Source organism: Paenibacillus sp. YPG26 (assembly GCF_023704175.1).
GTDB lineage: Bacteria > Bacillota > Bacilli > Paenibacillales > Paenibacillaceae > Fontibacillus.
This window is the reverse complement of record NZ_CP084530.1, coordinates 2,021,100-2,044,234: the sequence shown is the minus strand read 5'-3', so window position 1 is coordinate 2,044,234 and position 23,135 is coordinate 2,021,100. Positions and strand designations below refer to the sequence as shown.

The window sequence follows — 23,135 nt, the reverse complement described above, 5'->3', positions numbered from 1 at the left end:
GAAAACTCGTCTGCTTGCACTTACGCAACAGAATATATTTTACACCAAAAATCAACTATTGTACAAAAAACAAGTTACTTTCTATACCTCCGCATGCTATAATTGTAACCTTGATTACTATTACAAATGGGGGTCAATCGGACATATGTCATCAAATAACTACAATTCCTTGCACGGGGGCAAGAGACCTGCTTCTTCAAGAACAGTCCTGCTTGTCGTCCTCTTCTTGATCATAGCCATCGCGGGTCTCACTTATGTCAAGTGGTGGCCATACTACTTCAAAGCTCTCAAAGCCGCCGCGGAACACAGCCTCGGAGCTTCTATTCTGACAGGCGACCAGGGAACTGCTCCTGCTCCGTCCTTACAGTCTGCCTGGGACTACGGAATGGTATACTTTAAGTCCGTCTGGAAGGCTGCGGTGCTGGGCATTCTGCTTGGTTCTCTTGTACAGGTTCTCCTGCCCTCAAGATGGCTGCTGAAGACTTTGGGTAAGATGAATTTCAAAAGCACGGCGCTCGGCGGAGTCGCGTCACTTCCCGGAATGATGTGTTCCTGCTGCGCCGCTCCAATTGCGGTTGGATTACGCAAGAAAAATGTCTCGATCGGAGCAAGTCTTGCTTTCTGGATCGGCAATCCGGTGCTCAACCCGGCTACGCTGATCTTCATGACCTTTGTACTGTCGTGGAAGTTCACTCTTCTTCGTGTCGTGTTCGGAATTATACTTACCTTCGCAGTAAGCTACTTCGCGAACAGATTCGCCGGAACTACCCAGGTACCTGATGAAGTCGAAGAGGTGGTTAATCAGCCGGAAGAGCCGCAAGGCTCCTTCCTTACGCTCTGGTTGAAGAATATGGGGACCATGCTTCTAACTATCGTACCCGCATACTTTGTTACCGTGCTTCTGCTCGGCGCGGCACGCGCCTGGATGTTCCCGGTACTTGGAGCTGGCAGTATGAATGCAGTTCTGGCCGTAATTATATTTGCTGTTGCGGGTACCTTGTTCGTCATTCCTACCGCTGCCGAGATCCCTATCATCGCAACATTCTTGTCCCTTGGCTTTGGAGGAGGCGTTGCCGGAGCGCTGCTAATCACACTTCCTGCGGTCAGCCTGCCATCCGTAATGATGGTGTCCCGCGCGTTCCCCCGTAAGGTCATTTGGTTCGTCTTGGGCTCCGTTGTCCTGTCAGGCTTGTTATGCGGCGCCATAGGTGCTGTTGTCATTTAATATAAGATTACAAAACCCCACAGCCATCTGGCTGTGGGGTTTCTTGTTAAGATGAAGTTGTATTATAAGGACACTGACATTGTATGATGATAACAAATGGACTTAAGGTCCTGGACTTAAGGTCTAAGTGCTTTCCAATACTCATAGGCGTGTACCGCTATTCCGCCAAAGGATGGGTAATCGGTCAGCAGCGCAGGGAGCTTGGCGAGTTCTCTCTCAAGAACGGCACTACCCAGCTCATAAAAACTTACATAAGCACCTTCTGAACTTGCTTTGGCCTCTACAGCCAGATAGATTGGTTTGCCCAGTTCCTTGCCGAAAGCCAATTCTTCTTTGGCCATATCAGCAAGACCCCCTCTACCGGAAGCATAGTTCCGGAAGTCCATGATTGTTACATGGTCCATCTTCTGAATGAACCATTTGCTGATCGAGATTCCTCCATCGTTCTTCACAGTATACCTGTCCAGCCATGCTGACAGATCCACACTGGTTAGTAGCTTGGAGTCTTTCTTCACTTCTCCGATAAAGTAATTCATATTGCCTGTCCACTCGCTGATAACTCTGTCAGTGGCCGAATACCACTGTGGTAGAACCCATGGTTCAATATCGTAATGGATACCGAAGAATCTCTCTTCGGGCTCGGCTTGCCGATTATAATCCTTCACATAATCAATTAACTTAGTGATCTTCGGACGATTCTCGGTGAAAGCCATGCTTCCATTTCCGCCCATTGCATGGACCTCTATGCCTGCATTCCATGCTTTCTTCATAAATGGACGATAAGCGGATAACTTGTAGTCCGTATTGATGTGTAGATAGAGCAAATTAATATTCTTGCTCTTGGCGAATGCAAGAACCTCGTCACCACGGTTCACAGCGTCTCCCGCTTCCCAGATGTAGGTAGCTCTTACCTGCTGACTGCGATTCAGCGGTTTGGCAACAGGAACCTCAGTGCTTGGTGCTGGTGTTGGCACTGGTGTTGGAACCGGCGTCGGTGTCGGCGTAGGCGTTGGTGTTGGCGTCGGTACCGGTGTCGGCGTAGGCGTCGGTGTTGGCGTTGGTACCGGTGTCGGCGTAGGTGTCGGTACTGGCGTTGGCGCTGGTGCCGGTGTAACGATATCCGCCTTCATCAGCTTAGCCCAGCTCTCTGCATCATTAATGGCTGATCCAGCATAAGAGCTCTCGCTGCTGAATTGATCGTTGACCTCCCACAAGGCATCATCTACAAGCTGGGGATCCTTTCCATAGAAGGAAGAGTCCGCGCTACTGGTATCCTCTTTCGTGTTCAAAGCGACTACAATTTGTCTGCCCAGCGAATTGGCTAATTGAATGTGTTGACTTACACTCTCAATGATTCCGCCTTTGCCGTAGACATCTGTCTTGTAATCAAGAATAGTTACATGATGAAAGGATTTGATGAACCATTGAAGTGTGGTATCTCCTCCAGGAAGCTTGTCTCCTTTTAACCAGTAAGGTAGATCAATTCCGAGTTCCAGTCCCGGCACTTTCGAAGCGGCCGTGGTAAGGAAGCTTTGCAGGTTAGCTCTCCATGATGTAGTTACTGCGCCAGGATCTGTGCTCCACTGAGGCAGGGAGTAGGCTTCCACCCGTAAGTGAATCCCTTTCAGCTTTTGGTCGGCAGCTGCCTGGGCATTATATGCACTCACCCAGTTAAGGAGATCTGTATACTTTGATTTGTTCTCCCCAAGAGCCCAGTCCGGGTTACCCCCCAGCGCATGCACGGCTATGCCTTTCTTGCTCGCATTGGCAATAAATTGCCCATACACATTGTTCGATATTGATTGGTTGATCTGCAGATAGATGACGTTCACACCATGTGAGGATGCGTAACTGATCAGCTTACTGCCACCATTCTCGGCCAGTTCTGTTTGCCTCACCCATGTTGCCTTGACATCCTCCCTTGAGGAAAACCCCATAAGTAGTGATGCTGAGCAAATTATAAGAACAAGAACTGTCCAAGAGTACAGTCGTTTCATTATTCTCCCCCTCTTCCAATATAAGTTTGTTTGAACCGTCGAATTTTAGCGGCTCATGTCTATATTTATCGGAATATGGCGAGTGGAACTTAACATTTTATACAAAAAAATACTATTATTTATTAAAATCTTTCATTTTTATGTACTACGCTTCTCTATTTTAACTTGATTAGCAAGCAAAATACAAATAAACCGATCACAAGGATCGGTTTATTTGCATAAATATAGGCTTAATCTACGATTTCTTCCACTTTGTCGGAAAGGAATAGTTTGTAGATTCTTACCGCGACAATCTTGATAATCATATATACCGGAATGACCAGAATCATGCCAAGAATTCCGGCATACTCTCCGCCAATCAGGAGCAGAATGACAGTGGTCAGCGGATGGATATTGATAGTCTTGCCATAAATGTAAGGGGCAATAAGATTCCCCTCCACCTGCTGCGCAATGATAATGATAATGAGCACCCAAAGAGCCATGGATGGCGATACCGTATAGGCAACAATCAGACAAGGGATGGCACCCAGGAAAGCTCCTACATAAGGTATGAAATTAAATAGAGCCCCAATGATCGCAAGCAGCAGCGGATAAGGAAGCCCCACAATCCAGAAGCCGATAAAGCTCATGACCGCCAGGATCAAGGCACTGATGATGCGCCCGGAGATAAAGCCGCTGAGGGCTGCATCAATGTCGCTTACAACCTGTGCGCCGTCACGGGCAAAGCGCTTGGGCATTACTCTAACTACAGCCGGGGAGATCCGGTTGTCCTCTTTTAGCATGTAATAGAGAATGATAGGAACAGTACCAATGATGACAATGAACTCACTGATGAAGTTAAAGAAATGCGACATGTAACCACTAATCATCTCAACCGCATTATTAATATAGCCTGTAATCTTCTCAGAGATTTCGGTGTTGCCAGAATCAATCATTGAGAAGAGAGGCCCCTTCTGGATTGCCGCGATCTGGGTCTTCACCCCGTCAAGCAATGTAGGAAGATTACTGATGAACTCCTGCACCTGCCGGGTAAGCGATGGCCATACCAAGAAAAAGAAGATCGTAATGACACCGGCTATACACAGATAGATGAGCAGCACAGAGAGCATCCGGTTCACTTTTCTGGTATCAAGATAATGTACGATGGGCCTCAGCAGATAATACAGGAACCCGGATATCGTCATAGGTACAATCAGGATCTGCACAAAGGTGACAACCGGGTTGAAGATGAATCGGACTTGATGTAGCAAGAAGATAATGGTTAGCAGCATGATTATTCCGAGACATGTCCGAAAAAACGGATGTTGCAGCAAACAGCATCCCCCCTTTTCTCTCAATAGAATTATTCAGTTCACTTCTTGTTCATGGATCAGGCTTGCTCAGGCAAAGTATCCAGTGCGGCGTCTAGCAGCTTGTCGAACCACTCATCATCTTCTTCAATGCGCGCATCGACAGCCAGGAGCTGATCTTCATCTCCAGACTCATGAGCGAAATGCAGGCTGTAATCCCAGTCTTTGCCCCGCTTGCTGTAAAAGGTAATTTCGTATTCCTCTTTGTGTCCGCTGACTTTAAACACAGTTTTGCCCAGATAAGTAAGATCTTCTTGTCTTTCCATGGTGGCACTGACTAGTTCAAGTTCCAATCTCATTCTCTCCTTCTTGTGTAACTATATCACTATATTATTGTATATCCATTGTCTTACTGGCATAATCAGAGACAGCAGCAGTAAAAGCAATTGGAAGAGCATCCTTCCTCCATTTGTGAATAAAAATTGAAGAATGTTCACGCTATATCGTATCATGTTTTAGGAGGTCATACATGCTTTTTATATGAGCCAAGAGGACTCTACCTTTATATAACATCCAAAGAGGTGCATAGATTTGAAATCTGAAGCGAAAATACGCCGAACCCTCTCTCCACCCAAAGTGCTCACCTTCGGCTTCGCGCTCATTATTGTGACCGGAACATTCCTCCTGTCACTTCCCATATCGACAGGGGGCCAGCAGCTGCCCTTGCTCGATGCCTTCTTCATGGCCACCTCTGCAACTTGTGTGACAGGCCTTGCTGTCCTTGATCCCGGAACTCAGCTGTCGCTATTCGGGCAGCTTGTGCTGCTGGTGCTTACCCAGCTTGGCGGTCTGGGATTCATGACGATGGGAACACTGATTGCTCTTGCCTTCAACCGGCGGATCTCCTTACGAGAGCGGCTCATCCTTCAAGAGGCTATGAACTATAACTCGATGGAAGGCCTCCTGTCCTTGATCAGGCGTGTAATCCTGTATTCCTTCGTTATCGAGATTACAGGAGCTCTGCTGCTCGCGATTCGCTGGTCGGCGGACATGCCGCTGCCCAGAGCCATTTACTACGGGATATACCACAGCATAACGATGTTCAACAATGCGGGCTTTGATCTCTTTGGAGCGGTGCATGGTCCTTTCGCGGGTCTAAGCGGATATGTTCAGGATACCTATGTGAATCTGGTCATTATGGGTCTTATATTTCTTGGTGGCATCGGGTTTGTTGTGATGGCCGATCTGATTGAATTTCCCGCAAAAAGAAAATTAAGCCTACACTCCAAGGTCGTGCTGACTTACTCGGCGATCCTGGTGCTAGGCGGTGCCCTTCTCATCTATATCATGGAGCGCGGCAACGAGCTGACCATGAAGCCGCTCGGCCAGGGAGGCAGTATTCTGAGTTCCTTTTTTCAATCCATCAGCTCCCGTTCAGGTGGGGTAAGCACCTTGAATGTAGCCGATATGGAACATTCCACCCAGTTTCTATTGACTATTCTAATGTTCATCGGGGCGGCTCCCGGGTCAACCGGCGGGGGCATCAAAGTAACGGTGTTCGCGGTGCTCATAGGCGCCATGTGGGCTATGATTAAGGGGAAGGAAGACATTGTGCTCTTCAAGAGGAGGCTCGCAAAGGACTCTATTGTCAGAGCTGTAACCCAAACATGGCTTGCTCTGTTCCTCGTCATATTTGTTGCCATGGTGCTGTCTGTTCTGGAGGATCGCAGCTTTCTGCCAATATTGTTCGAGACGACATCCGCCTTTGGGACGACAGGAATGAGCCTGGGCCTCACCCCTACTCTGACCCCGCTCAGCAAAATTATCATCTGTATAGTCATGTTCCTCGGTCGGGTCGGTCCTTTGACTTTGGCCTACGCACTTGCACCCAGATCCAAGCAGGATTTGTACCGATCCCCTGAAGGGAGAATCACGATCGGCTAATTCAATTAGGACCCAATGTATTCTTACCCGATCGCAAATGAACAGGAGGTATTCACGATGAACAGTCTTGCTTATGCCCTGCTTGCCATGCTTGTCCGCAAGCCATGCTCCGGTTATGAACTGGCAGAGATGCTGGAGGTATTCTGGCAGGCCAAGCACAGTCAGATCTACCCGCTGCTTGCCAAGCTTGAACATGACGGTTATTTGATACCGGAGAATGTTGAACAGACCGGGAGACCCAACAAGAAGTTGTATCATATAACAAGCGAAGGCAAGGAGATGCTGAGGGCTTGGATGGACAAGGCCCCTTCCGTTCCCGTCAGCCGGGATGAATTTCTTATTAAAGCCTACTCTATATCTCTAACAGATACTGATACAGCTCAAAGGCTGTTCGAAGACCGGCTCTCCTACTACAAAGAGAAGCTCCTTCGCCGCGAGAAGCTCATTCAGGAGATGGAAGCCGAGTATGGAACGGATCTGAAGGACCAGGAGCATCAGATATTCGGCAGATATATTGTCCACCAGCGCAAGTTGCTTATGGAACAGCAGGAGATTGCGTGGTGCCGCTGGGTTCTAGCCATGATCAATTAATTCTTCTTGTTGATAGATAGATGCAATTTTCCTTATCTTTTATTTTGCTGTAATATAGTACCTGTAACTTAATTGAATGGAGGTCAATTCCATGTCCGATTTTCAGGATAAATTACACAAATACGCGGAGCTTGCTGTAAAAGTTGGGGTCAATGTTCAGCCTGGACAAACCTTGGTTGTTAATTCAACGCTTGATGGTGCAGAGCTTGTCCGTCTCATAGTCCAAAAAGCTTATGAAGCGGGAGCCAGAACCGTCAAAGTGAATTGGAGCGATGACACGGTAACCCGTCTTCGTTACCAGCTTGCCGCAGAAGAATCTTTTCTTGATGAGCCTAAATGGTACGCTGGTGAGCTGCTCGAACTGGTGGAGAATGGGGCCGCTATCCTTCATGTCATCTCATCCGATCCCGACCTGCTCAAGGGAGTCTCAAGCGAGCGTCTGACCAATCATCAGAAAACTTACGGGAAAGCCATGAGCAAGTTCCGTCAGTATCAACAGGCGGATAAATTCAGCTGGTCTATTGTCGCTGTTCCGTCTGAAGCTTGGGCAGCCAAGGTATTCCCAGATGTGCCAGCAGAGCAGCAAGTGGGTAAGCTGTGGGAAGCGATCTTCCGCACGGTGCGTGTAGACCAGCCTGACACCATCTCAGCTTGGGAGAAGCACATTGCTAACCTGACCCAGAAAGCGGACTATTTGAATGAGAAGATCTTCAAGAAGCTTCATTACATAGCTCCAGGTACCGATCTTACCATCGAACTCCCTGAAGGCCACCTGTGGGTGGCGGCGGACAGTGTGAATGAACAGGGAAATACCTTCCTTGCCAACCTGCCAACCGAAGAGGTATTTACAGCACCCCTTCGAACAGGCGTGAACGGTACTGTATCCAGCACCAAGCCGCTCAGCCACAGCGGTAACATTATTGACGAGTTCACCGTCACCTTTGAAGAAGGGCGTATTGTGGATGTCAAAGCCAAGCAGGGTGAAGAAACGTTGAAGCAGCTGGTGGAATTGGATGAAGGCTCTCACTATCTGGGCGAAGTAGCCTTGGTTCCACATGGTTCACCAATTTCCCAGTCGAATATCTTGTTCTACAACACCCTGTTCGATGAGAATGCGTCCAACCATTTGGCCATCGGCAGTGCTTACGCCTTCAACCTGAAAGATGGCAAGGGTCTATCACAAGAGCAGCTGCTCGAACGCGGGCTCAATACGAGCATTACCCATGTAGACTTCATGGTCGGCTCAGGCGAGATGGATATCTTCGGGATTACTGAAGACGGTGAGCAGATTCAGCTGTTCCATAAAGGGAACTGGGCAATCTAGACTTGGTTAACTCAGATGAAAAGGATGTCTTCACGATCTGCTTCAGGGCAGGTATCGGAAGGCATCCTTTTCAATTATTTCCTCTCACTTCTAGATCGGTAAGGAATACTGCTGCTTGTTCTTAAAGTAGACAATGTCCTCGTATCCGATGGATTTGGCCATGATAATAGCTTCATCCAGCATCGTTCCAATATCATCGGGGAAATGGGCGTCCGAGCTTAAAGTTACCGGAACACCGTGCCGATGCAGTACCCGGAGGAAGTTGGGACTTGGACACATTTCCTTAACCGGATAACGGTAAGCCAGCCCGGTGTTGATCTCTGAAGCCACGCCTGCATGCGCCAGTGCCGCAGCCACCGCATCGTACCAGCCAAGCAGGTCCCTTTCCGATGGACGGAATCCGAATACTTTCAGATTATCGAGGTGGGCAATGAACTGGAACAAGCCGGAATTCACGGCTCGAATCACATTCTCGAAATGCTGCGCATATAGATCCTCCAACTGGCGGCCCTTGAAGAGGTGCTGGGTATTAGGGTTGTCGAACCCCCATCCATTCAGGAAGTGAACAGATCCGATTACGTAATCAAAGCTGTAGCTGGAGAGCAGCTCTTCTAGCTCCTCTTCCCCATTCTCGAAATAATCAGCCTCAATTCCGATGGAGAGATTCCCATAGAACCGGGCGACATTCTGAACTCCATCCAAATATTCACGAATAGAGTATACACATACTTGGTTAAGCCAAGCCTGTTGAAGCTGTCCAAGTGGACTTCCATCGATCAGCATGTGCTTCTCATAATAAGGCTTGAATTCAACGAATCTGTATAAATGATCAACGACACCGAAATGTTCGATGCCTTGCCTTGTTCCCTGCTCAATATACTTCGTTATCCACCGCTCGGAGAAGCAGCCTTCATCCATCCTCCTGGATAGGCCGCGGACGACTGACTGAACAGATTCCAAGCTATCCAGCCTCTCGGAAGCTTCCGTCGTCCTTCGGGTTCGCTGCAAAGCCAGACTTGTGCGCTGAAGCCAGTTCAGCGTATAAGGACCTTCCTCCAAATGAAAATGAAAATCTACCTTCACACTAGTTCCCTCCCGGATGCTAGATAAGTTGAACTATTGATTAAAGCTATGCTTTTCCAGAGCATATGGAACGCTTAACTATGGGTAACTTTCCAGTCTAATTCTTTTTTAGAGATTCAACTTAAAGCCAGGCACCTGGACAAAGCTCATGGCATCCGGGAGTGGAAGAGACAGCATCCTGCAGAGTAGTGGCGCAACTGCGAGCTGCGGAAGCTGATCCGGATACTCACCCGGCGTGAACGCCGAGCCAATCGCATAGAAGGGAACCTCCCTCTCCTCAATCCCTGTTCCCCCATGGTGACCGTCTGTATTCATGCCGTGATCTGAAGTAACAATAATCTCATATCCCAGTGACATCCACTGAGGAACGAAGGTGGCGAGTATCATATCAGCTTCAAGAACCTTGCCCCGGTATTCCTTCGAGTCCGAGGTGAATTTATGACCGGTATCATCTATTCCCATGGGATGGATGTACAGGAAATCCGGGTCGTGCTGCCGGCGAAGCACTTCAGCATCGATGAATAAATGAGAATCCGGATATGCGTCGTCGAAGTAGAACTTTCCATGCTGGATGGGTAGTTCTTCATGATGCTGCTCGCGGTCTTCGATCTTATCGAACGGCGCCCGGTTATACAGCTCGCTCACCCAATAATAGGCTGCAGCCGCTGTCTTCAAGCCCTGCTCTACTGCAAGGTGGAACACACTCTTATGATGGGACAGCCTTACGATATGATTGGCAGTAATCCCATTAACAGAACAGGGAGTTCCGGTCAGCAGCACCTCATATAGGGGGCGGGATAAGCTTGGAAGCTCGGAGCGTACTTTATAGCATGCGGCTTTGGATACCTCGACCAGATGATTCAGATAACCCATAGAGGCCCTGGCAGTCTCATACTTAAGACCATCCAGCACAATCATTATTACTTTTGACATCAAGCTGTTCCTCCCTGAAATGAAAAAATGATGATCTTTAAGTTGATTCCATCGGGGCAATCACCCAAGCTACTTTTCGCTTCCTGAGGTGCTCCTGCCACTGGAGAGTAGGCACCTGATCACACACGATATAATCACATTGCTCGGTGGGCATGATTGGGGCAAAGGTATTGATCCCGAACTTCGAATGATCAGCTAGTACAATGACCTCTTGGGCGGCTTCCGCGAACGCGCAGGACATGGAAGCCTCATTGAGATCGAAGTCAGTGAACCCATGCGTTAACGATACCCCTCCAACGGAAATGAACGCCTGGTCTATGCTGAAGCCGCGCATCATCCGCTCACCGGCAATCCCTGTAATGGAGTGCTGCAGGGGACTTACTTCTCCTCCAAGCATGATGACCTTGCCCGAGAACTGGTCACGGCTCAGACCTTCAAGCAGACACGCGGCCAGCGGAAGTGAACTGGTTAGAATGGTTAACCCTCTTCTGCCCCTGATAGCCTTAGCCATCTCCAGCGTAGTTGTTCCTCCATCAATAACGACGGTTCCCCCGTCCTTGATCATCATGGCGGCACGTTCTCCAATGGCTCTCTTCTCGGCAGCGTACATCTTCTGCCGAAGATTATAAGGGGCTTCATTACCGCGGAACGAGGACTTGACCGCGCCTCCGTAGACACGTCTGAGATGCCCTTCCTTCTCAAGCACCTGAAGATCTCTGCGAATGGTCTCGGCGGATACACCGAACTGCCGGGACAGCGGCACTACCATAACTTTGCCTTCGCGCTCCAGCTCATGCTTGATCTGAAGCTTGCGCCCTTCTGCTAATACAGACATCGCTCATATACCTGAAGGGGCAAGAGGAATACAAGCCTGCCTGTCAATCAGAACCTGAACATGGTCTCCCTCGCTGAACTTGACCGCCTGGTTATCGTTCAATACATCTGCATGCAGCCTTACCCCTTGGATCTCAATCCGATAACGAATAATATTGCCGAGCATAACAGCCTCCTCAATTATGCCGCGACAGAACTGCGGTGCTTGTGCTAAGCTGCTGTCTGCGGCTGTCAGTTGAATCTCTGAATGATCAGGCTGAATGATAATGGCTTCTGGCCGGAGGGCATAACTCACATCTGTATTCGAGTAGGAAGGCTGTGCGAACAGCCTGGACACCTCCTTATTGGTCAAGACATTGTAGCTGCCAATGAACCGGGCGACGAATTCATCCTTCGGGCTGGAATAGACCTCGCCTGGGGAGCCGGTCTGGACAATGCGTCCTTGATGCATCAGACAGATTTTGTCGGAGATCGTTAATGCCTCCTCCTGATCGTGGGTCACGAACAGCATGGTCATGCCTACCCGCTTCTGTATTTGTCTGAGCTCGGTACGCAGATGCTTGCGGATCTTGGCATCCAGCGCACTCAATGGCTCATCCAGCAGCATAAGCTTAGGCTCAACAGCCATCGACCTTGCAAGAGAGACGCGCTGCTGCTGCCCGCCGGACAGCTCATGCGGATATGCCTTGGCCTTTTCTGTTAAGTCAATCAGCTCCAGCATCTCACCTACCCTGGATTTGATCTGCTGGCTGGATTTCTTCTTCATGGACAGACCAAAAGCAATGTTGTCATAGACATTCATGTTCGGAAAGAGCGCATAGGATTGGAAGACCATGCCCACATTTCGCTCTTTAGGAGCTAACGTGGTAATATTACGTCCTTCGAGCAGTATCGAGCCAGTGTCCATGTCCGTTAGGCCTGAAATACATCTGAGCAGAGTACTCTTCCCGCACCCGCTAGGGCCGAGCAGCGTCACCATCTCCCCTTCCTTGACCTCGAGCGACAGCTCTTGCAATACGGAAGTGCCATTATAAGTTTTGTTCACGTTATCGATTAGTAAATAGCTCATTGTTCCGATCCTTTCTTGAAGGCTGCAGTTGAATCACGTCCAAGGATTCCGCTAAGAGCCAGAAGTATACCCGAGAGGACGAGGATAACCAGGAAATAGCAGATGACAACCGCGCTGGCTAAATGGCCGCTCTCGCTTAACCTGTGATACAAGTAGATCTGAATCGTCTCAAATTGTCCCCCGACGAGCAGGTTGGCCAGGACGAACTCTCCGAACAGGATGGAGAACGACAGCAGGACCGACACCCGGATTCCAGGAAGAACATTCGGCACGATAATCCGGCGGAAGGCCGTCAGCTTACTTGCACCAAGCAGTTCAGCTGCCTCGATCAGATCAACTGTACGGACCGTGCGCATGCTATTGCGGATCCCTTGGTACATGTAAGGCAGTACGGCAACGAAATACACGCCAACAAGTATCCACATAGTGCCGGCAATTGGAAGTGGGCCGGAAGAGTACAGCTTGATCAATCCTACGGCCATCACTACAGCGGGCGCCGCATAGGGGATCAGCACCAATATGTTCAGCAGCTTCTCAAGTCTTGGCAGATACACGACGACAATGAAGATCGTAGGAAGCATTACAACGACACTTAACCCTACGCTTAAGAGGCATATCCAGACGGTTCTCCATAGGGACTGCGTGAACCGCGGATCCGTCAATAATTCTTGGAACCATCTCAGGGTCCAGGATTCAGGCAGGATCGTGTTCTGCCAGGAGTTCGCGACCGAATACAGCAAGGTTGCCAGCAGCGGGATTAGCAAATAGATCATGGTAACCGTCAAGATTACACGCGGGAAAGCTGCTCCCTTTTTCATCCAAGGTCCCTCCTAACCCGGCGCATCATCCGCTCATTAATCCATAGTGACAGCACCATGGTAAGACCGAGCACCATAGCGAGCGCGCTTCCAAGCTGGGGTCTGGTGAAGACATCACCCGCTACCAGGGAGCCAATCCGGATCGCAAGCAGATTATAGTTGCCTCCAAGGAGCGCATAAGCTGTTGCATAGGCACCCATAGCATTTGCGAACAGAATTGTGAACGTGCCTGCTGCAGCAGGAAGAAGAATCGGCAGCGCGATACGGCGCCAGAATTGATAGGTGCTTGCTCCAAGGAGAGAAGAAGCCTCCCTCCACTCTTCCCGGATGCCATAATATGTAGGATAGAGAAGCAGCGTGGCCAGCGGAATCTGGAAATAGACATACACAAGAATCAGCCCTGACCAGGAATACAGATTGAATCCCGAGAAGATGGTTAGTCCCCACTGATCGAATAGAATCGTGAAGATCCCGTTACTTCCAAGCAGAATAATATAGGCAAAAGCCAGCGGGATACCCGCAAAGTTAGCGGTCATATTGGAGATCATCAGTACACGGCTGCGCGTCTGCTCCGATACCTTAGTAATCGCGTAAGCGATGAATAGACCAGCGATAATCCCGATGCAGCTGGAGACGGCCGAGATGATAAGACTGTTCTTGATCGCCTGCAAGTAGAACATCTTCGTGAATGCGGAGACGTAATGCTCCAGGGAGAAGCCCCCTTCAGTACCTGTGAAGCTTTCCACAACCACGGAAATGGCAGGGAGAAGCTCGAAGCCGATAATCAGGATCGTAAATGGAATCAAAGCCAGAATCAGCTTGAAGTCCACACGCTTTTTCAACATAGGGAATCTCCTTCTTAGCCCAAACAGTTACTCCCCAGGATAGGAAGTAACTGTATAGGTGTACAGATATAATTAGCGAATACGGACGTTAGTTCAAATGAACAAGCACACGCTCCTGCCACAGCTCTGGGATTTGTTTGGAGGTTTCTTCCCACGCCTTGAAGTCCTTGATCGGCTTCGCGGTCTTGTACTCTTCATTTGGAAGAAGCTTGGCCGCAACATCCTCCGGAAGCTTGACATTCTCACGAATCGGACGGGCGAATCCTTTGGCAAGATTGATCTGCCCTTCATCGCTGAGAATATACTCACGAGTCAGCTTGGCCGCGTTCGGATGCGGCGCATATTTATTAATAATTGTCGCGTAGCCGCTGACTACGCTTCCTTCCGACGGAATGGATACGGCATACTGATCCGCGCCGAGCTGCGCACGGTAACCCAGGGCGTTAAAGTCCCACAGGAAGGCGACATCAATCTCACCCTTCTCCAGGTTGGCGAGCGAAAGCTCGGTTTTGGACAGACGGCCTGCCTTAGCCAGCTTCTCAAAATAAGCAATACCCGGCTCAATATTTGTCTCATCGCCGCCGAATGCGATGGCTGCTGCCAATACAGCGCTTTGGGCTTGAGCCGCTTTGGATACATCGCCTACGGAGATTTTATAGTCCCCGTTAAGCAGATCGTCGAAGCTCTTCGGTGGATTAGCCACTTTCTTGGAATTAGTCAGGAGCGAGATTGTTCCCTGGTAGCCAACGATCCAGTGGCCATCCTTATCCTTGGCCCATTCTGGAATCTCGTCCCAGTAAGAGGTCTTGTAAGGCTGTGTCACACCTTTATCTACAGCAACCGGACCAAAAGCCATGCCTACATCACCAATATCCGCCGTAGGCTTATCCTTCTCGGAATCAAATTTGGCAATCTCTTCGGCACTCGACATATCTGTGTCTGTGTGTTTCAGACTGTATTTCGTCTGAATGTCATTCCATGTATCCTTCCAGTTGGCCCAGGAGTCCGGCATCCCCACACTCACGACAGACCCTTCCCCTTTGGCACTTTTTTGCAGCTCCTCAAGACTGATCGCTGCCCCTGCATTCGCCGTAGCATTTGCGGTTGTAGTCTCTGTCTTCCCGCATCCGGACAGCATGGAACCGGCGAGAACCACAGCGGCTAACCCCATCATCGCTTTTTTCACTGACCTTACTCCTCCTTAAGCATTCATGTGATTTGTTGTGACTTTATGTTGTTTCCGTATGCTTTCATTGTAGGAGCGGTTCATCATTTGTATTTCTGTTGCAGGTTAACCTGTTGTAAATTCTCAAAAGAGGCCAAATTACTGCTCGAACAATTAGCGGGAAGGCTGTTAACAATTACTGTCTGCTGCCGGAATGTGTCATCGTGCCTGTGTAAGGGGTAAGAATGCATATGAAAAGCTGAGGAGGAACACACAATGAGCCATTTAACGAAATCACAGTTGAGCAAGCTTGAACATAGTCTCTTGGAAGAAAAAGAAGGTTTTGAGCAGCATTTCGCTGAAGAGGAGCCGGGGGCCGAGCTTACCGAATCGCTCCGGGTGTCGACGGGTGAATTAAGCGCGGTGGATAATCACCCTGCAGATGTGGGAACAGAGACCTTCGAGCGAAGCCGGGATATGGCCATTAACGAGAATCTGGATAACCAGCTTGATCAGGTTAACCAGGCTTTAGAGCGCATACAGACAGGAGAATATGGCAAATGCTTAACCTGCGGCGCAGAGATTCCTTTCGAACGCCTTGAGGCCATCCCTTATACCGCATACTGCATTGATCATACGCCTGAAAGCACAGTATCTGATGCCCGTCCGGTCGAAGAACAAGTCATGACATTGCCTCCTAAGGGGGCGGGAGAACACCGCCAGCAGAATGCCGGCCGCTTTGACGATGCGGATGCCTGGCATACGGTTGAGGAGTTCGGGAACTCGGATTCACCGGCCATGGCTGCCAAACGGGATGCCAAGGATTATAATTCACTTACGGTGGACGAGGATTCAGCGGAATAACTAGATGAACAGCTGCTGTTCAAGGGTTCTTCTTATAGAGAAGAGCCCTTTTTTGTTAACCCTCTTTGTGTAGATATTTATGTAATACATATCTTTATAAGGAAAAATGAGGTAAAATAGCAGCATATACCACCTTTCTTCTATTGATAATTACTAACTTCTGTAGCCGGTGGTTTTTTCATTTAGGAACACAGCAGTTAGAGAGGGGATTATCATGCCGGAGAGGTTGCACTATCTTCTGGCTGCCAATTATCACGATCTCAATGAGATCATTCAAGAGAAGATATATTATGATTTTTATGATCTTGTGTACGGCATCATTGTGTATATAGTGAAGGATCATTCGGCAGCAGAGGATATTATCCAGGAGGCTTTCTTGAAGGTTATCCGTAAGAAGCCCAAGTTCGAGAATGAACAGAAGATGAAGTCATGGATCAAGGTCGTAACCCGTAATACGGCAATTAATTACTTGAGAAAAAATAAACATTACCGTAACCATGTAGACTCGGACAGTGTTTTTATAAATATAGAGCCTCATAATCCCGAGCCTTCCGTAGAACAGACTGTAGAGACCAAGATTCTGGAGGAAGCAATTGTATGCTATTTAGATCGGCTTAAGCCAGAGTATAAGCTGTTAATAGAATATCGGTGGAAGCTCGGTCTCTCGTATAGAGAGATTGCAGAGGAGTTGGACACAGACGAGAATGTGGTTAGGCAGAGGCTGTATCGTGCGCGTGAAAGTATCAAGAAGATGCTGTATAAGGAGTGGGGTGAGATCGATGCGAAGAAATTCACCAAAGTGGGAACGCGAATTTGAAGATGAGCTTGACGCACTCATATATGAAGCGATAATTACATCTCCGCTTGCTTCGCTGCCCTCCAGGGAACAAAAGCGCGATTCGTGGCTGAGTATCAGTGAAGCTATCAGACAGGACAAGCGTCGTCACAATTTTTGGCGCAGATTTCGTTGGATTGGCATGGCAGCAGCAGGGTTGACGGCTAGCGCGCTGATATGGCCTGTTCCCACAATCACACAGACGATGTCACCGATATTGCAGCATGCGCAGATGCTCGGCATGGGATTTGCTCAAGTGGTCATCGTTCATGAAGATTGCATCGGTACCAAGCACGTAAATGCAAGCCCCTCCCAAGCAGCGGATGAAGAACCACATGACAGATCCACATCCCCCAAGGAGCATAGGCTAGGAGTCTTAACTCATAAAGACGCTGTGTACCGTATATCCTTCGTCCTTCCGACGCTCCCTACTCCACCTTCGCCGGATCTATAGCCATAGGGAATATAGCCATTGAGTCTACCCGGTCCGCTCTGTTAGGATTGCGACTCAATAAGAAAGAGCCTGCCTTCTGGGCAGACTCTGCTTAATAGTGAGATTTTTGATTAAGCCCCTGCTTCTTCAAGCTGTACGAATGCTTCATGTCTGAGCAGCTTAATCCTCGATATCCGCTTCTGATCCGTCTCTTCTACAATGAATGTACAGCCCCCATATTCGGCAGACTGGCCAATTCGCGGCGGGAGTACCTCGATCCTTGAGTACAGCCATCCGCCAATCGTATCATAATCATCCGAATCCATCTCAAGACCGAAACGGTCATTAACGGCATCGATCAGCATCAACCCATCAATCGAATACATATTGTCGCCAATTTGTTCAAATCCAGGCCGCTCTTCATCGAATTCATCCTGAATTTCACCTACAATTTGTTCAACAATGTCCTCTAGGGTAACAATCCCTGAAGTCCCTCCATATTCGTCGATCAGAAGCGCGATTTGGGTCTTCCCTCTCTGCATGCGCTTCAACAGGTCACTGATCGGTATGGACTCAGGGACCGTCATCATCGGCCGAAGTAAATCCCGGTAATCGGGACTGCCCGTGCGAATCAAATCCTTGATATGGATGAATCCGATGATATGGTCTTTATCGTTATCGCATACCGGATAACGGGTGCGCATACCTTCAAGCGCGATTTCCAAATTTTCATCAAGTGTGTTTTGGGAGTATAAACAGATCATTTCCGTACGGGGGATCATAATCTCCCGGGCGGTCGTGTCGGCGAACTCGAAGATATTGTCCACCATCGTCAGCTCCGTGCTGTCGAGCAGGCCGCTCTCTCCACTCTCCTTCATCAGGACCCGAATCTCTTCTTCCGTATGCACATTGTCCTGATCCGAATCCGGCGAGATGTGCAAAAGACGTAACAAGGCATTCGCCAGCCCGTTAAGGGCCCAGATGAATGGATAAACGGCTTTGTGAAAGACCGACATCGGTCCAGCCGAGAGCAGGGTAATATTCTCTGCCCTGCGGATTGCTATGGCTTTGGGAGCAAGCTCTCCGAGTACAATATGAAGCACGGCAATGAGAATGAATGCAGTGGTGAAGGATACTCCCTGGATTAGGGGATCTCCCCAACCAAATAGAGAGAATACCGGCTTAAGCATAGCCGCTACAAGCGGCCCTCCTAACCAGCCCAGCGCAAGAGAGCACAGGGTAATTCCGAGCTGACAGGCAGACAGGAACGCTTCGGGATTGTTGATCATCCGTTTGGCGATCCGGGCATTGCGCCGACCCTCTTCTGCCAAGGCTTCAATTCGGCTGCTGCGGATTTTTACCATCGCAAATTCTACGGACACAAAGAATCCATTTAACACCACCAAAAATAAAATGAGTACCACTTGCAAAATACTTGGTAAAGGGTCACTGTCCAATACATCTCCTGTCCACAGCTGCGTTCTGCGGTGAACAGGTGCACCTCCTTCGGTATTCAAATCATGAATGTCAATTTCATTCATATCTTATTATATTATTATACCTTATACAGTCAAATTTCAGGATATGACATATACACTTAATTTTTTGGTTCTTAATCCAAATCTCGCCCGGTGTGGGTGATATGTCTATATGCAAAATCACGCCAAGCCGGATAATGATCCAGACTTAGCGTGATGCCTTGTATCTCGTGTTCAGACTCCGTTATATCATCTTACCTTCCCGACTGGGCAGGTGGATTCCCGATGACACCTGGATATTGATAAATTAACGGTTGATCAAACGTGGCAAAATCCAGATTAACCATAAGCAGGATTGTACGCATCCCGGTATTGGGATCGCTGATGATAATATGGTCGCGGCCAGCTGCCTCGAGCACGCCTTTGAATATTTTGGCATTCCACTCCCGGTTGTTCTCGTAAGTCATATAGAAGGTTCCGACCTTGCCCAGATTGAGACGTAAAATATTCTCGATGAAGGACTGCTCCGTGATATTCGCTGGGGATACCATTGCGGTTCCTTGAGGCGAGAATGGAATACCGAGTGCTGCTGGTGGATAAGTACCAGTTCCTCCTGCTGCAGGACCTGTAGTGGAGCCCATTCCTGGACCCGAAGTGCTGCCCATGGGTGCTCCTATGTTGTTGTTATTGCCAACCCTGTAAGAAACCGGACGATATTGCGGATTATACATAACTTGCTTCCTCCTCAAAAGTTAAATCTTCGGCAGCTTGACGTCTTCAGAAACGGCTTTTGACGACAATCACGCGGCCTCTTTTTTTAACATTCTTCATCAACGGTATATCCTATGTGCATTCGCCCATTTTGTGACTATAAAAAATGTAAAATCCTTACTTCACCATCTTCGTTTAAGGAAATGATTGCGATTACAAGTGTGGACAAAACGTGTCTATTTCTATGGACGCGCTTTCATGAATAGCATATACTGATAGTGAATCCTTGTTCACTTAGTTCCAATTAAAGTGGTATTGAGTCCGCAGAACTTTTAGGAGGTACGCTCTCATGAAGATCGCCATTATCGGTGGAGGTTTAGCTGGTCTGACCGCCGCCGCCTATTTATCCGAGAACCGCGAATTGGAAGGCACGGTATTTGAACGCAGTCCACAGCTCGGCGGCCGAGCTTTTACTTATCAGAAGTCAGGCTTCACGCTCAATTATGGGGCCCACGCTGTATACGGAATTGACCGCCATACCCTGCATCATCTGGAGGAAGATCTCGGTCTGGTCTTTGAAAGCAAACAGGTGGATAAGCGCAAAGTGGTATACGCGAAGAACGATCATCTGACTCCCGCTCCGCTTGATTTCATGAATATTATGAAGACGGATGTCCTCAGCAGTATGGAGAAAGTCCGCTTTGTAGCTGAGATCGCCGCCATCATCGGTCATGTCCATCACCTGAAGAATTACGATACCCTGGGTGATTATCTGGATCATTCCCACGCTTCAGATGATGTCAAAGAACTATGGAAGCATCTTGTGTGCTCCAATTTCTTCATTACCCCCTCGGATGCCCGTAAAGTATCCGGTGAGGTTATCGCGGAATATTACCATAATCTCTTCTTGTCCTCCAAGCCGGTGAACTATATCCTCGGCAGCTGGGCTGCAATTACGGATCAGCTTCAGGACAAGATTGACCACAATGAGAAGTGGAACATCGCCCTCAAGGAGCCTGTGGAATCTATTGCCCAGGAGAACGGCAAATTCCTTCTTAGAACCAAGAATCATGAAGCACTTGTATTTGATAAAGTAATCATTGCTACTCCTGTTCAACAAGCTGTGAAGCTGCTTGAGAATACCGAATGGTCGGTTCACCTGGATCCATACAAAGATAATACTCCTACCGAGGTTATGGTCTATGATATTGGCTTCAAGGAAGTCGTAGCAAGACCCTTCCACTACATCAGCGACATGACGAACAAGATGTTCATCAGTGACGTCTCTGCCACGGATTATACCGTTGTACCCGAAGGGGGACAACTGCTGCAGGGGATCGCTTATCTGAACGATGACTTTAAGGATGATGAGGAACGTAAGGCATATCTGGAGAAGAAGACGAACAGCATGGAGTCCCTGTTCGATAAGTATTATCCAGGCTGGCGGGAGGCTGTCGAGGTGAAACGGGTCTCGAAAAAGGCGATGGTCTCCAGCGTGAAGAATATCAGTACGAACCGCTTGCTTCCCAATCGGCTGCCGGATGTACCCTTTTTCTTTTGCGGCGATGGCTGTGTAGGTAAAGGGGAACTGGCTGAACGAGCATTCTCCAGCGGGCGCAAGGTTGCTTTGAAGCTCCTTAGTCAAATGATCAAGCCTGAGAAAGTGGCATCTGAATAACTACGCTGCAGTAGACCTCCAATTTAATTGGGGGTCTTTATTTATACCATAGCCGCTTAACCTAGAGTAAAAGACCACCTTCCACTGCAAGCGGAAGGTGGCCAAGACGTAATATTCACATATGCGAGTGTCGCCGTACATTGCTTCGATCCAGTGTAGCATCGGCATGAATTCGGCTATTCCGTTCAAATCCAAGATAACGGCTTCCCTGGAGGGTAAGCTTTCCTTCATCACCTTCCGCGGACTGGCCAAATTCCTCACCGCTTACCCTGAACTCCAACCGGTCTCCGCTCTCCACCTCGAAGGTCAAATAGTAAGTCATAATGGAATGATGAGCAGAGGAATCGGAGTCTTGATGATGTGAAATTGCTGTTCTCTTACTGCTGATTACAGAGTTGACACTGAGCACCGGCTGTTTGTTGTTGCTGAACCAGCGGTATAGCCCTCCTGACACCGACACTAGAATAATAGTAATCACAATTACGAAGAAAATTGGAAAGATGGTCCCAGCCAAGTCGAAGACTTCAAAGCCAGTTTGTATCATGTTCTGCCCCCTTTCCCATGGGTACCAAGGAAAGCAATCACTTTCCACATACTAATGTATATGCTTGTAAGTGAGAAAATTGTATGATCCTTTTCGTTAAATGGCTACAACGATAATAAAAAAACTGACACGGCTTGTTCAAAGCACGTGCCAGCGTATTCCCCCATCTTTTGTCTGTAACAGCAACGACCGTTTTAGATCTTTGGTCTGAACCAGGAGCCAGCCCACCTTGGAGGAATAGAACTGAAACTTGACGACCTCCGGGTACTTGCTCATAGTCGTCTTTAACACAGAACTTTCAGGCAGCTCTGCCCACTTTACACCCTGAGATGTGGTATGAAATACCTTGCCTGACTGCAAGGCCCAACCTTCCTTGCTATTCAGAAAGGTCGGCGACAGCAGCTGGTTCACCCCGGACTGCCATCCAAGCGGGAAAGGAACATAATTCCACTTATTGCCTGAGTCCGTAGTAAAATAAGCACTGAACTTCGTCTGTCCATTCTTGGTACAGCCTACCGAAATCCAGCCTTCCTGGGTACTTTCCCCAAAGAAATCCGGCGCGCTGCTTGTGAACTGCTCGCAGCCCTGATATTTCTCCATATTGAAGAAGCTCTTGTTCTCCTTCCAGGTTACTCCCCCATCCGTTGTGGTGTGAAGATGGGGCTGATCTAACCATATCGAAGTGACATATCCATGGTGCACATCTGTGAACACCATTCCACTCAGTGTGCCTATCGCAGGGTTCAGACTCCCCCCTCTAATGTCTGTGTTGGGCGAGTTATCCATAATCTTCTCCCACTTCACTCCGCCATCCTTCGTGCGGTAGAGGCTCTTATGGGGCTCAAGCGAGTTCTGATCATCTTCTGTGATTATCCATCCCACATTCTTCGATACGAAGAAAATGGCAGCCGACTTAGCCTGTTGGGGTAACGAAGCTAACTTCCAGTTCACGCCACCGTCCACCGTACGCAGGACAACGGTCTCTGCTGATCCCGACGAATTCCGGACAACCCATCCTGTCTGGGAGTCAATGAAGAAGATATCCCTGCCATAATGAGGATTACTCTGAAATTGGACCGAAGATGAAGGGGATATATTCTTCCATATCTTACCGCTATCTTGAGTCAGATACAGCCTGAGCTCGTTCCGTGTGGATCCCCAGGCAATACCTGTTGTATCCGATATAAGCTGAAAATCAGACAATCTTGTCTGTATTTGAAATTTCTCTTTGCTCGCCGTCTCTGCATTGGTATTAATCTTGTTGATGGTATTCTGCTCAATTACTGTAATTGTCTGTCCGGAATCTTGGGTCTCATCCTGTGCAGGGACTGAAGCTTCGTTCGATGTATCTGAAGTACAGGCTGTTAACAGTACGCCCGTTATCAGTAGGATCAAGGTGATAGAACGCCATAAGATCAAAGACCAATCCCCTCCTCTAAGAAGTGATAAATAACTAATAAACTATATTATATCAT

Annotated in this window: 22 protein-coding genes; 8 read left to right on the top strand and 14 right to left on the bottom strand. The window is 48.5% G+C overall.

Translation table 11 applies throughout. The annotated features are described in order from the left end of the window. The first annotated feature begins 145 nt into the window (after positions 1–145). A complete protein-coding gene (locus LDO05_RS09605; protein ID WP_251375189.1) occupies positions 146–1,225 on the top strand; it encodes a permease in 1,080 nt (359 codons plus the stop codon). Between the two features lie 116 nt (positions 1,226–1,341). Here the strand turns inward: LDO05_RS09605 and LDO05_RS09600 are convergent, their stop codons facing one another. The 3 genes from LDO05_RS09600 to LDO05_RS09590 all read right to left on the bottom strand — a co-directional run bounded on the left by LDO05_RS09600 (position 1,342) and on the right by LDO05_RS09590 (position 4,870). Next, a complete protein-coding gene (locus tag LDO05_RS09600; protein ID WP_251375188.1) occupies positions 1,342–3,123 on the bottom strand; it encodes a hypothetical protein in 1,782 nt (593 codons plus the stop codon). 329 nt (positions 3,124–3,452) lie between these two features. After that, complete coding sequence (locus tag LDO05_RS09595; protein WP_251375187.1) at positions 3,453–4,472, bottom strand: AI-2E family transporter; 1,020 nt, start codon at positions 4,470–4,472, stop codon at positions 3,453–3,455. A 119-nt stretch (positions 4,473–4,591) separates the two neighbouring features. After that, a complete protein-coding gene (locus LDO05_RS09590) occupies positions 4,592–4,870 on the bottom strand; it encodes a hypothetical protein (protein WP_251375186.1) in 279 nt (92 codons plus the stop codon). Between the two features lie 232 nt (positions 4,871–5,102). On the opposite strand from LDO05_RS09590, the gene LDO05_RS09585 reads away from it, so the two are divergent. The 3 genes from LDO05_RS09585 to LDO05_RS09575 all read left to right on the top strand — a co-directional run bounded on the left by LDO05_RS09585 (position 5,103) and on the right by LDO05_RS09575 (position 8,370). Beyond that, positions 5,103–6,455: a TrkH family potassium uptake protein gene (locus LDO05_RS09585; protein WP_251375185.1), complete on the top strand. Its 1,353-nt coding sequence runs from the start codon at positions 5,103–5,105 to the stop codon at positions 6,453–6,455. 57 nt (positions 6,456–6,512) lie between these two features. Beyond that, positions 6,513–7,046, top strand: coding sequence for a PadR family transcriptional regulator (locus tag LDO05_RS09580; RefSeq protein WP_251375184.1), 534 nt, complete (start codon positions 6,513–6,515; stop codon positions 7,044–7,046). Positions 7,047–7,137: 91 nt separating this feature from the next. Further along, entirely contained in the window at positions 7,138–8,370 is a 1,233-nt protein-coding gene (locus LDO05_RS09575) for an aminopeptidase (RefSeq protein WP_251375183.1), read from the top strand. Positions 8,371–8,460: 90 nt separating this feature from the next. Here LDO05_RS09575 and LDO05_RS09570 read toward each other — a convergent pair whose 3' ends face one another. The 7 genes from LDO05_RS09570 to LDO05_RS09540 all read right to left on the bottom strand — a co-directional run bounded on the left by LDO05_RS09570 (position 8,461) and on the right by LDO05_RS09540 (position 15,126). Next, positions 8,461–9,453: a histidinol-phosphatase HisJ family protein gene (locus tag LDO05_RS09570; protein ID WP_251375182.1), complete on the bottom strand. Its 993-nt coding sequence runs from the start codon at positions 9,451–9,453 to the stop codon at positions 8,461–8,463. Positions 9,454–9,561: 108 nt separating this feature from the next. Next, positions 9,562–10,386, bottom strand: a complete 825-nt coding sequence (locus LDO05_RS09565; protein WP_251375181.1) for an alkaline phosphatase family protein — start codon at positions 10,384–10,386, stop codon at positions 9,562–9,564. A gap of 37 nt (positions 10,387–10,423) precedes the next feature. Beyond that, positions 10,424–11,221 carry a DeoR/GlpR family DNA-binding transcription regulator gene (locus LDO05_RS09560; RefSeq protein WP_251375180.1) on the bottom strand — a complete coding sequence of 266 codons (798 nt, stop codon included), beginning with the start codon at positions 11,219–11,221 and terminating at the stop codon, positions 10,424–10,426. Positions 11,222–11,224: 3 nt separating this feature from the next. After that, positions 11,225–12,289 carry an ABC transporter ATP-binding protein gene (locus LDO05_RS09555; RefSeq protein WP_251375179.1) on the bottom strand — a complete coding sequence of 355 codons (1,065 nt, stop codon included), beginning with the start codon at positions 12,287–12,289 and terminating at the stop codon, positions 11,225–11,227. Continuing rightward, positions 12,286–13,107 (bottom strand): ABC transporter permease, encoded by an 822-nt coding sequence (locus LDO05_RS09550; protein ID WP_251375178.1) that lies wholly within the window; start codon positions 13,105–13,107, stop codon positions 12,286–12,288. The genes LDO05_RS09555 and LDO05_RS09550 overlap by 4 nt, the downstream gene beginning before the upstream one ends. Further along, positions 13,104–13,952: an ABC transporter permease gene (locus LDO05_RS09545; RefSeq protein WP_251375177.1), complete on the bottom strand. Its 849-nt coding sequence runs from the start codon at positions 13,950–13,952 to the stop codon at positions 13,104–13,106. Before LDO05_RS09545 ends, LDO05_RS09550 begins: the two co-directional genes overlap by 4 nt. Positions 13,953–14,040: 88 nt before the next feature. Then, the gene (locus LDO05_RS09540) at positions 14,041–15,126 is read right to left on the bottom strand and encodes an ABC transporter substrate-binding protein (protein ID WP_481857055.1); all 1,086 of its coding nucleotides are present in this window, start codon (positions 15,124–15,126) and stop codon (positions 14,041–14,043) included. Positions 15,127–15,393: 267 nt separating this feature from the next. Here LDO05_RS09540 and LDO05_RS09535 point away from each other — a divergent pair, with 267 nt between their 5' ends. The 3 genes from LDO05_RS09535 (at position 15,394) to LDO05_RS09525 (ending at position 17,270) form a co-directional block, all read left to right on the top strand. Next, a complete protein-coding gene (locus tag LDO05_RS09535; RefSeq protein ID WP_251375176.1) occupies positions 15,394–15,981 on the top strand; it encodes a TraR/DksA C4-type zinc finger protein in 588 nt (195 codons plus the stop codon). Positions 15,982–16,195: 214 nt separating this feature from the next. Then, positions 16,196–16,798, top strand: a complete 603-nt coding sequence (locus LDO05_RS09530) for an RNA polymerase sigma factor (RefSeq protein ID WP_251375175.1) — start codon at positions 16,196–16,198, stop codon at positions 16,796–16,798. Then, positions 16,761–17,270, top strand: a complete 510-nt coding sequence (locus tag LDO05_RS09525) for a hypothetical protein (RefSeq protein WP_251375174.1) — start codon at positions 16,761–16,763, stop codon at positions 17,268–17,270. Before LDO05_RS09530 ends, LDO05_RS09525 begins: the two co-directional genes overlap by 38 nt. A gap of 110 nt (positions 17,271–17,380) precedes the next feature. Here the strand turns inward: LDO05_RS09525 and LDO05_RS09520 are convergent, their stop codons facing one another. Both LDO05_RS09520 and gerQ read right to left on the bottom strand, forming a co-directional pair. Next, positions 17,381–18,682 carry a hemolysin family protein gene (locus LDO05_RS09520; protein WP_251378685.1) on the bottom strand — a complete coding sequence of 434 codons (1,302 nt, stop codon included), beginning with the start codon at positions 18,680–18,682 and terminating at the stop codon, positions 17,381–17,383. A gap of 299 nt (positions 18,683–18,981) precedes the next feature. Continuing rightward, on the bottom strand, positions 18,982–19,458 hold the full coding sequence (gerQ, locus tag LDO05_RS09515) for a spore coat protein GerQ (protein WP_251375173.1): 477 nt from the start codon (positions 19,456–19,458) through the stop codon (positions 18,982–18,984). Between the two features lie 329 nt (positions 19,459–19,787). Between gerQ and LDO05_RS09510 the strand changes: the two genes are divergently transcribed. Next, positions 19,788–21,116 carry an FAD-dependent oxidoreductase gene (locus LDO05_RS09510; protein WP_251375172.1) on the top strand — a complete coding sequence of 443 codons (1,329 nt, stop codon included), beginning with the start codon at positions 19,788–19,790 and terminating at the stop codon, positions 21,114–21,116. 115 nt (positions 21,117–21,231) lie between these two features. On the opposite strand, the gene LDO05_RS09505 is transcribed toward LDO05_RS09510, so the two are convergent. Both LDO05_RS09505 and LDO05_RS09500 read right to left on the bottom strand, forming a co-directional pair. After that, complete coding sequence (locus LDO05_RS09505) at positions 21,232–21,660, bottom strand: DUF2500 domain-containing protein (RefSeq protein ID WP_251375171.1); 429 nt, start codon at positions 21,658–21,660, stop codon at positions 21,232–21,234. Between the two features lie 138 nt (positions 21,661–21,798). Beyond that, complete coding sequence (locus tag LDO05_RS09500) at positions 21,799–23,079, bottom strand: VPS10 domain-containing protein (protein WP_251375170.1); 1,281 nt, start codon at positions 23,077–23,079, stop codon at positions 21,799–21,801. Positions 23,080–23,135 lie beyond the last annotated feature (56 nt).